At 65.3% G+C, this 11,602-nt stretch carries 11 protein-coding genes; 7 read left to right on the top strand and 4 right to left on the bottom strand.

What is annotated here, in order from left to right; translation table 11 throughout:
* Positions 1 to 105, bottom strand: a 105-nt coding sequence (locus U9978_RS00150; RefSeq protein ID WP_322759212.1) for a shikimate kinase, incomplete at its 3' end; no start/stop codon positions are given.
* Between the two features lie 310 nt (positions 106 to 415).
* Positions 416 to 955 carry a hypothetical protein gene (locus U9978_RS00145; protein ID WP_322758943.1) on the bottom strand — a complete coding sequence of 180 codons (540 nt, stop codon included), beginning with the start codon at positions 953 to 955 and terminating at the stop codon, positions 416 to 418.
* 305 nt (positions 956 to 1,260) lie between these two features.
* On the opposite strand from U9978_RS00145, the gene U9978_RS00140 reads away from it, so the two are divergent.
* The 5 genes from U9978_RS00140 (at position 1,261) to U9978_RS00120 (ending at position 7,580) form a co-directional block, all read left to right on the top strand.
* The gene (locus tag U9978_RS00140) at positions 1,261 to 2,472 is read left to right on the top strand and encodes an NAD(P)/FAD-dependent oxidoreductase (protein ID WP_322758942.1); all 1,212 of its coding nucleotides are present in this window, start codon (positions 1,261 to 1,263) and stop codon (positions 2,470 to 2,472) included.
* A 415-nt stretch (positions 2,473 to 2,887) separates the two neighbouring features.
* A complete protein-coding gene (locus tag U9978_RS00135; protein WP_322758941.1) occupies positions 2,888 to 4,738 on the top strand; it encodes an SCO2524 family protein in 1,851 nt (616 codons plus the stop codon).
* A gap of 2 nt (positions 4,739 to 4,740) precedes the next feature.
* Entirely contained in the window at positions 4,741 to 5,649 is a 909-nt protein-coding gene (locus U9978_RS00130; RefSeq protein ID WP_322758940.1) for an SCO2523 family variant P-loop protein, read from the top strand.
* Positions 5,646 to 6,632 carry an SCO2522 family protein gene (locus U9978_RS00125; RefSeq protein ID WP_322758939.1) on the top strand — a complete coding sequence of 329 codons (987 nt, stop codon included), beginning with the start codon at positions 5,646 to 5,648 and terminating at the stop codon, positions 6,630 to 6,632. The genes U9978_RS00130 and U9978_RS00125 overlap by 4 nt, the downstream gene beginning before the upstream one ends.
* A 6-nt stretch (positions 6,633 to 6,638) precedes the next feature.
* Entirely contained in the window at positions 6,639 to 7,580 is a 942-nt protein-coding gene (locus U9978_RS00120) for an SCO2521 family protein (protein WP_322758938.1), read from the top strand.
* A gap of 19 nt (positions 7,581 to 7,599) precedes the next feature.
* Here the strand turns inward: U9978_RS00120 and U9978_RS00115 are convergent, their stop codons facing one another.
* Complete coding sequence (locus U9978_RS00115) at positions 7,600 to 8,412, bottom strand: hypothetical protein (protein ID WP_322758937.1); 813 nt, start codon at positions 8,410 to 8,412, stop codon at positions 7,600 to 7,602.
* A gap of 358 nt (positions 8,413 to 8,770) precedes the next feature.
* On the opposite strand from U9978_RS00115, the gene U9978_RS00110 reads away from it, so the two are divergent.
* A complete protein-coding gene (locus tag U9978_RS00110) occupies positions 8,771 to 9,352 on the top strand; it encodes a hypothetical protein (protein WP_322758936.1) in 582 nt (193 codons plus the stop codon).
* A gap of 70 nt (positions 9,353 to 9,422) precedes the next feature.
* On the opposite strand, the gene U9978_RS00105 is transcribed toward U9978_RS00110, so the two are convergent.
* Entirely contained in the window at positions 9,423 to 10,076 is a 654-nt protein-coding gene (locus U9978_RS00105; RefSeq protein WP_322758935.1) for a response regulator transcription factor, read from the bottom strand.
* 320 nt (positions 10,077 to 10,396) lie between these two features.
* On the opposite strand from U9978_RS00105, the gene U9978_RS00100 reads away from it, so the two are divergent.
* Positions 10,397 to 11,602 (top strand): AAA family ATPase (locus U9978_RS00100; RefSeq protein ID WP_322758934.1); only part of this gene is annotated, 1,206 nt, incomplete at its 3' end.

Here is an 11,602-nt window from a genome sequence, read left to right as displayed (position 1 = left end):
CGGGCCGGCCCTGGCCTGTTGCGTGAGCAGCACGTCGTTGTCCAGGTACCGGCAGCCCAGCAGCGTTGCCAGGGCTGTACCGACCGTCGACTTACCCGCCCCCATGAGGCCGACGAGGAAGACCCGTCGCTCAGAGGGCCAAAGGCGATGCGATCGTGGTTCTGTCGCATCGCCGGAGGCCGAAGTCCCCGGGTAGCTGACGGGCCAAAGGCGATGCGATCGTGGTTCTGTCGCATCGCCGGAGGCCGAAGTCCCCGGGTAGCTGACGGGCCAAAGGCGATGCGATCGTGGTTCTGTCGCATCGCCGGAGGCCGAAGTCCCCGGAGCACTATCGGACCCACCGGCCGCGGCCATCAGCTCCTCCGTGGTGGTGCGGCCCCCGTGCAGACGTCGTCAGGGCACTGCGGGACGATGGTTACAGGTGCCTCCGGACGGCCTCCACCCGAAGCCCTTCAAGATCGTCCTCTTGCCGTCGCGCCCGGCCAGCCAACTGATCGAGCTGCGCGGCGTCAAGACGGGCGTCGCGTTCGGCCACGACACGCAGGGTGCGCCATGCCATCGCCTTGCCCTCCACACCGAGCCGCAACGTCTCAAGTTCGATGACCGTACGCAGCGCCGAGCTCCGCAGGAGTTGACCGTTGAGCTTGAGTCGGGCGACCTTCTCCATCGCCCAACCTGTATAGATCTTGTATTGGCGGACGGGAATACCGATAGCGCTCATCATGTCGAGCAGCGCGGTACGGTCCTGCGCGATCTCGGACGCCACTCGCTCGAGAACCTCCCCGACCGCTGAACCACTGTGCGACCGGGCCGCGCGGCGAGCCAGCTCAAGGCCACTGGTAGCACCGGCCAAATGGTCATTCAGATAGATGCCGAGCGGCGTCGGCTCAGAATCGGACCTGCGGTTGGTGCCGATCGAGCTGACCGTGCCGGTTCCGCTGTCGCTGTCCGCCATGACACCTCCGTGCGTGCGACCGATGCCCTACCAACGTGCCCACCCAGGCCGGGCCCATGCCCCTTCCGCCCGCCCGATGCGTCCGCACAGCGAACGACAGTCAACGAGCGGGGCTGGGGTGCCTCCGTCGCGAGGTCCGAGGACGAAGACCAGAACGAGGAGCGGGACCAGAACGAGGAGCAGGACCAGGACAGAAGAGGGACATCGCAAAATTCACGGCATTGGGCTCGATCGGGATTACACTCCATGGACGCCACAGATTCGCACAACGACTCCGGTGGTAGCAGTCCGTAACAGGAGGCCGGGTGAGCACGCAGTTCGACCTCGTCGTTGTCGGTGGAGGGGTCATCGGTTGCGCGGTCGCCTACCAGGCGCGATCCCTATTCGAGCGGATTGCGGTCGTCGATCAGGCCCGTTCGCTCGGCGCGATGGCTTCGTCGGCGGCAATAGGAGGGATTACACCGCAGAGTGACGACATCTGCGGAGCAACCCTGACCCTTCTCGCCGATCAGAGTCGCGCACTTTATCCGGCTTGGCTGCGTGCGATCGAAAACGAAGCCGCCGTGTCGCTACCTTTTCATACCGCAGGTCTGCTCCAGGTGGCACTGTCAGACGCCGAACTCGACCGGCTCGGCTGCGTGCTGCTGCCGGAATGGATCTCGCGCGGCGTCGAGGTCGTGCCGTGCTCCCCAGCCGAGCTCCAGGTCTTGGAGCCACTGCTCACACGGCGAGCGACGGGCGCCTTCCTGCTGCCACGGGAAGCGTCCCTGGAGCCCGCTCGGCTGCTTTCCGCGCTCGATTCCGTACTTCGACGGGATCATCGTGTCACCGTCCTCACCGGGGCGACGGTGGAGGAGATAAGGAGCACACCGAACAGCATAATGATCCACATGAAGGGCGGAAGGACGCTCGCCTGTCGTCACGCCGCGCTCACGGCAGGACTGGGTAGCGGCCGGTTACTACCAGCTCGCACCGTCGATCCGATGTTTCCGGTAAAGGGACAGGCAATGGAGTTCAAGGTACCTCGCGTGGCGGGTTATCCACTTCGTTTCCAATTGTACGCCAAAATCGAGGCGGCAGAGGGAATGAAGTCGGCATACCTTGTCCCGCGCGGGGACGGACGGGTGGCCGCGGGCGCGACGTACGAATACGGAGTACCGGACAGCATTCCCTCCAGAGCAGGCTACGAATCGGTGCTGGCGGGAGTCACCGCGCTTGTCCCGACCGCTCGTTCCTGGACGATCCAGCGCCATTGGTCCGGCGTCCGGCCCGCCACCCTGGACCAGCGGCCGATCATCGGCCCTGTGACAGCGGATGCACGAGTGATCGCAGCGACAGGCCACTTCGGCCTCGGGGTGACGCTCGCGCCCGCCACCGCCGATCTGGTCTGCTCGCTCCTCGGCGGACGTGGCCTCACCATCGAGCAACAGGAAACTCTTGATCTTTGTAAGCCTGCGAGGTTCATCGGTGACCATATGGCGCGAGTGGTTGAACATCCGTCGTCCCATGTGCAATGACCGTCATCCCGGTTGTGTTCCCGTGCGTCCAACTCGCTAGGTTCAAGGTGTGAATTTCAGTGGACAGCAGAGGTAGCGGAGGTCAGCGCGTGCCGCCACCGGTCGAGCAGGCTCCCGGACGGTTGCCGGACGACCGGCCCGATGATGCGGGCCGCACCGCGAGCACAGTCAGCTCATGCGATGATCATCGGTGCGGGCGCGCGGGACCCGGTCGGCCCGAATCCGCCCGCGGAGTCACCATTCGCGTTTGCGCTCGGCTTCGGGAGGTACAGGCCACGCCGAAGGGGACGGTCCTGGCCACGAAGGTCTACGCTTTCTCTGGTACATTGCAAGCGTACTCATTCGGTTACCGAACTGCGCCGCCTATTTGCGGCCGCCTGAGCATGACGCCTCAAACCTATTCTGGACGGCTACGGTGAGGATCCAGCCAAGGCAACACATCCTTGACATCTGGCGCGCGGTACTAGCGACCTCCTACCCGGATGGCAGCTGGGTCTGGGGCGGGAGGGACGAGTCCAACTCAATCAGTGATGCCGAGCAGCTTCTGTGCATCCTCTACCCGGCGACCACGATCGAAAACCTGGGCCTCGACCGCCCGGATGCCATCGCCGACGATGTGCGAACCACCCTGAAGCCGTTGGGAGACAGTAACCGCATACCTCGGGTTATCGTCGAAATACTTGGTGAGTACATTGACAGGTACTCGGACGAGAAGGGGCAGCCCGTCTTCACCGGCGGCCGCTACCTCCGGCGGGAGGCCAGCGGGCGACAGCCTTCAGCCACAGTCGAGCAACTCGAGCTCGACGTCGTCGACGCCTACTCGATGTCGGTGACCTTGTGCCTTGCGGCATTGGGTTTCCTCAACGTCTACAAGCCGATTGTCGAGCGCCGCCCCGAGGCGAGACGGAAGATCGACGAGATCCACTCCTCGACGAGTCGCAGACTCACCGCGGCAATGCTGGGGCTTCTGCGCAGCTTCGTGGTGAAGACCGTCGAACCGGACGAGCCGCACGGCCGCTCGATGATCCACATGATGAACGCTGCGGGAGTCTCAGAACGCACAGTGATCCAAGAACTACGGAACAGTCTCGCCCGGATCCGTGCCAGGCTACGGGACGACGTCCGGATCGGTCTGGGTTCCGATGTGGCCCTCGACAACGAAAATCTGCTGTTCGAGTGCGGGTGGGCCTGGGGAATTGCGGAGAACGCCGGGCGGATCGACTTCGTGGGTGAGGAGTTCCAGCAACGTTCAGGTGTTGCCGAGGCCAGACCTTATCTGTATTTCACGGTTGTGGCGCTCGACGGTATCAACGACCTCCTCTCACCCCGGACCCGCGAACTAGGCCTGCTCAACGAGGAGCAGCGGCGCTTGGCCGAGGCGTTGCAGATTCGCTGGGACCTCACCCAACGGTACTGGTCTACCGTCGCCCGATTCGGTGATCAGGCGTGGCCGCTGGAGAACATCCCGTGGCAGACCTCCGACGGCAAGGAGTCGGATTACTACAGCCTGCTCGTCTCCTCGGTACTCGTTCAGGACCTCGTCAACCGGCGAGCGACCGACGACGATCTCACCCGCGCAGTACAGGTATTCGAGGAACTGGCTCGTCGCGGCCGGATCACCAGTCGAGTGACGAAGGACGATCCCGCCGTGGCGCTGCATGTGCCCGGCGTACAGATGACGCTCAACGGCAGTGAGGACCTGGGTCCGCAGCTCTACTGGAGCGCCGCCGACTTCGCGCCACTGCTTCTCAAACGCACGCTGCAGGCCGCGAAACTGTCGGCGAACGTGGCCGCCCGCGACCGCCTCATGGCCGTCGCCGAGGCCACGATGGACCATCTCGCCCGCCGCCGATTGCGCGGCGGTCCAGGGGCGGGACTATGGGACGACCCGGTCGATCTTCTCCTCCCTGCGGGGGGTCCCGCCGACAGCAGGCCCTCGTGGTATCTGACCGAACGCATGATCGAGGGGTTTGTCGCCGCGGCCGACACGTACGAGGAGATGCCACTGCGCACCACGCGCATGGTGGAGAACGCCCGCGAACTACTCAGCGAGGCGGACCACCTACTGAATCAGGAAATCCTGCAGGCCGACTCCGATGATCGATCCGAGTTGAGCACGGGTCTCCTGGAGATCGAGGCGACGCTGACGCGGGCGCGCAGGATTCTCAGTGAGCGGCCGTCATCGGCCAGTGCCCTGGCCATGGAGGCGCTCCGCAAACTCGACGAGCTGGCTGTTGCACGCATCGACGCAGCAAGGATCATCTAGCCATGTTGGTGTTCGCTGCGTCGGACAAAGGTGGAACGGGCCGGTCGGTGACAAGTTGCAACATCGCCTACCGGCTGTCGCTCGCGGGCAATGATGTCGCCTACCTCGACTTCGACTTCGGATCCCCCACAGCTGGAGCGATCTTCGAGATTTCAAAGATCGACCGCGGCGCGGACCTCGGCCTGCACTCCTATATCGGCGGAAAGATCAGTAGCCCGTACCAGGTCGACGTCCGCGCCGACTCCGACCGCTCGGGCCTTCGCATGCTGCACGCCAAGGCGGGCCGGCTGGCGTTGTTCGCCGGCGATCGAGGTGGGGCGGAATTCCCCAGCACCACTGAGAAGGTACGCCGCTGCATCGAACTGTTCCGGCGCCTGGACCAGGAGTTCAAGGTGTGTGTGGTTGATCTCAGCGCCGGCCGATCGCATGCTCTACACATGGCGCTGAACGCGACGGCGGCTTCGGAAATCCGCTCGATTCCCGTTCGCTGGCTGGTATTCCACCGTTGGACCAGACAGCATATCGTCGCAGCCCATGGTCTCGTCTACGGCAATAACGGACTCCTCGACGAGGGGGCTCGGGCCGGGCACGGACGCGAGGCGCTGCAGGACGCGATCCGGTTCGTCCGTACCGCGGTGCCCGTCCTCAACTCGCCGCTGGCCGCGGACCGTCCTGCACAGGCGAAGTGGCTGCGTACCTGCAATGATGAACTCAAACAGCTGGCGCTGCGGAACCGGCTCGGGCACAGCGCGACGCTGGGCGAGACGCCGGTCGAGCCGGTACTACAGTGGCGGGAACAGGTCATCTCGGATGCGGATGTCTCCGGGAACATCGCCAACGCCGCGACCGTCGAAGCCTTTGACGAGTTGGCCCGTAATCTGACCGACGACGGTGTGTGGGAAGGGCTGTGACCGCCTTGGAAGTCGTCGCCTACAGCGAGGCCAGCAACCAGGACAATGTTCGCGGCGTACCGTTGTCGCACCTTTCGATTGAAGTGGGTCACTTCTACATGGAGGACCTACCCAGCAACGAGGAACGGATACGTCGTCAATTTCAGCGGCTCGCGCCGTGGGCCACGGCCGCAAAGAAGACCGTCACCGCCGATCGACCCCGCGTAAGCACCTGTTTTCTGGTTGACGATTATTTCTATAACAGTACGAATCCGAATGAAATACTGCGGAAACTCGTCGCGATCGGGGACGAATGCGGCGTGTCGATCGACTACATCGCGCGCGAGGCGGGTTGCTGTGTAGCAGACGGTGTGCCGCTCGCAGAACTCGTCGCGGCCAGGTTGCTTGCCGAACCCGCTCCGGGCACGAACGGCTCCCGCCCGCCGACCGATCAGTCGGGCTGGCTCTGCAACGGCGAACGGTCTCCCGAAACCAGCACCGACCAGGCCATGCACAGCCGGCTGTGGGAGCCGCCGCAGGAGTTCGGCAAACGCAACCACTCGATCTTCCTCGACATCGAGTTGTGGAAGGACGTCGAGGAACGGGTCGGTGGCGAGACCGTGAGCCAGCGGACCTGGTCGTGTCCCTTTCTGGCGTCGATCTGGCACTTGCTCCGGCTGGGGATGCTGCGCCATTTCGGCGAGCCGATCGCGCATCCGCAACAGATAACGCTCGGGATCGACGACATACCCGAGACCTGGAACGAACTGCCCGCTGTCATGCAGATGAACCCACGGGCAGCACCCTTCAGCGCCTACCGGTCGGTCTCCATCCTGCCGCAGCGGTACCTGCCGATCGAAAACGCAATCAAACTCATCCTCAGCCATCTCAGCCTTGATGAACCCGTCATCGGCCAGGTGGTCGAACGCGGGGCGAGTGAGGGTCTGGAGATACCGCGCAAGGTCATTGACCGCATTTCACACGTCTTCATCGAAGGATCATAAAACGCGATGCTGGTCCTCGGTGAGGTCCGAACCTGCCTCCTACACAACACGGCGCCGCTTCCCACGCCGCTTGTGGCCCAGATCCTGGGGACGCTGCCGGGGCGCCGCGTGTTGTGCGCAGAACGCCCCATCGCCCACGCCATGTCACCAGAGCTGGTGACCGGGATCGACTGCAAGCTCGCGACCTCGAGCCGGGTCCGTGCCCGGGGAATCGGCACGGTCACGTCTCGCGCTATGATCACTTCCGGTCTGGTGCTGCAGGGCTCGGCGAGCGCCTACCTCCGGCGTGCGACGGGCCCCAGCCGTCAGGCGTGGTCACACTACGTCGACCAGTTGGGCGTGGTCGAAGTCATCAGTCGGGCGGATGCAGCCGAGCTCGCCGAGGGCTACCTGGCGGACTCCACACCGGTGTCCACCATCGATCTGGGCTCGGTCAGTGAACGCCTGATAAGCGACATTCAAGGTCATGTGCAGCTCGATCACGTCACGTCGGTACGGGCGCGGCCAACCTGGGTCCGCTGGGCCGCTCGGGTCGGCGACCACGACGGTCCCGTCGCGCGGGTCCGTTCCGAAGGCGATGTCGTACGCGCCATCGAGCTGATAGTGGACGAAAGCCAGCTCGGCCTCGCCGCGCGCTTCTGCGAGGATTTCGCCTTGCATGACTGGCTGCTCACCACACTCGCGCAGGTCATCGAACAGACCAACCGGTTGAAAGCGCTGGGGCAGCAGACGATCGACATTCTCACGACCGCCGTCGAGCGGCTGTTCCACGTCTGGATGCCCGGAGCACAGGTGGACCCGGCACTATCGCCGCTGTGGGATGCACTGGAACAACGCCCCGGGTTCAGCCGTCAGTGGAACACCCAGGTTGCTCGGATTCGGGACCACATCGCCCTGCAGACACTGCAGGCGGTCGAACAGACGCGACGCGGCAGCGCGGACTGGTGACCGGCCCTGGCCGGGCATCTCATAACCGGAACCATCGCCGCACCAGTAGGGCGAAGAAGACACTCAACGACACCGACCCCGCATAGGACTCGACGATGAGCACTGCCCAGGCGCCGTCCGGCAGGCCTTCTACATCGCCGAATCCCAGCGGGTTGAGGTAATTGGTGAGCGCCATGTGCACGCTGGTGACGAACGAGACGCCGAAGAAGATCGTCAGAATGAGAATCAGCGCCGCGAGCTGGACGAACACCCAGGCAAGCAGACGGTAGGGCTGGTAACCGTAGCCACATGACAGATTCGAGATCGTCTCCAGCATCTTGGGCAAGCCCCGACCGCGGGCACTGTGCCGGGCCCGATGTGCCGAAAGCAGGCATGCATCCCGGGCGAGATGGTTTTCCACCTGCAGGTACAGGCCGCCGGCGCGATCGAAGGAGAACGCGGCGTGCAGCGGTAGGTCGGCCCGCGCGAAGCGGTGGCCGAGGCGCTCAAGGATCTCGGCCAGGCGCAATGTCTGTGCCGGGGTGAGCCGCAGCGGACCACGAACCTCGACCTCCGCTGCGAGCAGGGCCGCGATGGTGGAATGTTCGCCGTCCTCGGCTGCTGCGGGTGCCGCCTGGCTGTATAAATGCGAGAAGACAAGGCTGTCGCGATTGCGGGGACCAGGTGGGATATACCGGTCGAGAACGTCGGCGGCATATCTTTCGAACCGATCGAGAAGCTCCTGCTCCGCGACCCGCAGGATGCCGTCCAGCCGCGCCTCGTCCAACATCTCGACATACCTGTCGGCTCGACGGACGATCGCGGTGGAGATCGATCCGACGAATGTCGACATCTGACCGGTCATCGCCGATGCCCGGTCAGATGTGACGATCGGATCGGCCGACCGGTAGCGGTACGTATACGCAGAACTGTCCGGACAGGTTCGAAGAGTGACTCATGACTCAAGTGTCACGCATCAGCGCTCTGTCCGCTGCGGTTCGACTATCCACATATGAGCATCCTCGGCGCCCGCCGCGGGCAAGCCAGCTGGCCGGACGGCGGGGATGATGGTGGCCGCAAGCTCGTGCCGTGGCACAACGGCGGACTCTGCTGACCGGAGCCGAATCGAGCTCGGAGGGCAGATAACGATGTCACGTATATCGCGAAGATCGATTCGATCGCGATACCGTGGTACACGTCTGGTTCGGTGGGTGCGCTGGCTCGGTTCGGCGCACAACCCGCTGTGCCGGTCGGCGGATCGGGCCGAGGCCGCGGCCCTGGTCATCCTGTCCGTCCTGTTTCTGATCGCCGTGCCGCTGGCAATCTGGGCTGGCGCGCGAACATATCAGGGTGCCCACCGTGACGCAGCCGTCGATGCCGCCACCCGCCACCGCGTCGTCGGTGTCCTGGTGGCGGACGCTCCGGGCCCGTACGCGGTCATGGGTGTCGCGATGCCCACGCTGGCGATCGCGCGGTGGCCGGCTCCCAACGGCATCGACCGTACCGACAGCACCGGTGGCACCGCGCGGACCGGCTACGTCTGGGCCGTTGCGGGTAGCCCGGCGGGCACCCGCGTCACCGTCTGGACCGACGGGACCGGCCTGCGGGTGAACCCGCCGGCCACCGAGGCCTCGGCTGTCGCCAAAGGGGTCGGCGTCGGTGTGCTGGCGGTGGGCACTGCCGGAACGGTGCTGGCCGGGAGCCACCTGCTCCTGCGCTACTTCCTCGACCGCGGACGGCTGGCCGCCTGGGATGCCGAATGGGCGCGCGTCGCACCGCAGTGGAGGCGCTGACCGTTGACGTCCCTGGGCGTGCCGTCCGTGTCGACGAATACCTGCGCGGTCATCCGTTTGCCGGAGGCGGTCAGGACAGCTGCGGGCTTGGGCCGTCGTGTCTCACCGCGAAGACCGCCGCCTGGGTCCGGCTGGTGAGGCCGAGTTTGTCCAAGATGCTCGAAACATAGTTCTTGATTGTCTTCTCGGACAGGTGGATACGGGTACCGATCTGACGGTTCGTCAGTCCTTCGGCGACAAGCTGGAGGATTTCGCGCTCCCGCGGGTTGAGCGCCCCGAGCGCCGAGTCCTCCTTGGGCCCCTCCCGCAACCGAGCAAGGACCCGGTGGATGGCGGAGGGAGCCAGCAACGACTGACCTGAGGCCACCGTTCGGATCGCACCGACCAGGTCGGTACCGCGGATCTCCTTCAGGACGTAACCCGCGGCACCCGCCATGATCGCCGAGAACAGGGTCTCGTCATCGTCATAGGAGGTCAGGATCAGGCAGGCGATCTCCGGATGACCCGACCGGATCTCGCGGCACACGTCGATACCGCTGCCATCCGGCAACCGGGCATCGAGAACCGCGACCGTGGGCAGCAGGGCCGGAATCCGCCGCAGCGCCTCGCCCGCGCTGCCCGCCTCGCCCACGACCTCGATGTCGTCGTGCCGTTCGAGCATCTCCCGCAAACCACGACGGACAATTTCGTGGTCGTCCAATACGAAAACTCGGATCGTCCCCACGGGGCGTGATCGTACCCGGAGCCGCGAGCCTGCGCGCTGGTTCCCGTGTTGCGGTTTCAGGCAACCGATACGGGGACGAACGGCCCACGTGCCCGGGTCTGATGGCACTCGGTTGGGCACGACGGATCCTGTCACTGTCGGTATCGCATCCGATGGACAGGGAGAGAGTGTCACGGCGACGGCACGGGCAACATCACCCACTGACCCGGCATCCTGCGCGTTGAGTCGCGCAGCCCGCAGGAACGGGTTTTCATGGCACAACACAACACAACACGGCATTTCCGCGGCTCTGGCCGCACGGTCGCTAGCGGAGGACGTTGATGCATGTGACCAGTACAACCATGCGGGTCCCGAGCGGCGGCCGAGACCACGGCGATCGAAATCCCGGCGATGTGGCGGGACCGCCGGCACTCGTGGAGACCCACACGTCGGTGGTGGTCTTTCTCGGGGATCGCGTGTACAAGGTGAAGAAAGCCGTGAACCTCGGGTTCCTCGACTTCTCGACCCGCCGGGCCCGGCTGGCGGCGTGCCAGGCGGAGGTCGAGCTGAACCGGCGTCTGGCCCCGGACGTCTACCTCGGGGTTGCCGACGTGACCGGACCCGACGGCCAGCTCTGCGACCACATGGTGGTGATGCGGCGGATGCCCGAGCATCGGCGCCTGGCCACCATGGTTACCCGCGGCGACGACGTGAGCGGGCATCTGCGTACGCTCGCACGCCAGTTGGCGGGGTTCCACAGCCGGTGCGAAACCTCCCCGGAGATCGCCGAGGCAGGCAGCCCGGCGACCGTCCGTGGACTCTGGGAAGAAGGGCTCGCCGGACTCGCCCCGTTCCGAGGGAAGGTTCTCGCCGCCGAGACCGTGGACGAGATCGGCCGCCTGGCGCTGCGGTACCTCGCCGGGCGTGCACCGCTGCTCGCCCGGCGCCAACATGACGGACGGGTGCGGGACGGGCACGGGGACCTGCTGGCCGGCGACATTTTCTGCCTCGACGACGGGCCTCGCGTGCTCGACTGCCTGGAGTTCGATCGGCGGCTGCGGATCGGCGACGTCCTGGGCGACGTCGCCTTCCTGGCGATGGACCTGGAACGACTCGGTGCACCCGAGCTGGCGACCGCCTTCCTGGCCTCGTACCGTGAGTTCTCCGCGGAGACACACCCGGCCTCGCTGGCAGACCTGTACATCGCCTACCGTGCCTTTGTTCGCTGCAAGGTCGCCTGCCTGCGCTACACCCAGAGCGACCGGGAGGCCGCGAACGAGGCCCGCGCCCTTGCCCATCTCACGCTTGAGCACCTGCGCCGCGGCCGGGTGCGCCTCGTGCTCGTCGGGGGGCTGCCCGCGTCCGGAAAGTCGACGCTGGCATCCCGGCTGGTCGACGACACCGACGGATCAGTCCTGCTGCGTTCGGACGTGGTCCGCAAGGAACTGGCGGGAATACCTGCCGATCAGTCTGCCGCCGCACCCGTCGGCGCGGGAATCTACACGCGTGCCCATACCGAAGCGGTGTACGAGGTCCTGCTCAGGCGT

This window comes from Protofrankia sp. Cr2, from assembly GCF_963555885.1.
In the GTDB taxonomy this organism is placed as follows: Bacteria; Actinomycetota; Actinomycetes; order Frankiales; family Frankiaceae; genus Protofrankia.
The sequence above is the reverse complement of the archived record's forward strand: the minus strand, read 5'-3'. Positions and strand labels throughout refer to the sequence as shown.

Coding starts and splice junctions, on each gene's coding strand:
- U9978_RS00145 (WP_322758943.1), bottom strand. CDS start 955: ATGGCGGACAGCGACAGCGGAACCGGCACGGTCAGCTCGATCGGCACC.
- U9978_RS00130 (WP_322758940.1), top strand. CDS start 4,741: ATGTTGGTGTTCGCTGCGTCGGACAAAGGTGGAACGGGCCGGTCGGTG.
- U9978_RS00115 (WP_322758937.1), bottom strand. CDS start 8,412: ATGTCGACATTCGTCGGATCGATCTCCACCGCGATCGTCCGTCGAGCC.
- U9978_RS00120 (WP_322758938.1), top strand. CDS start 6,639: ATGCTGGTCCTCGGTGAGGTCCGAACCTGCCTCCTACACAACACGGCG.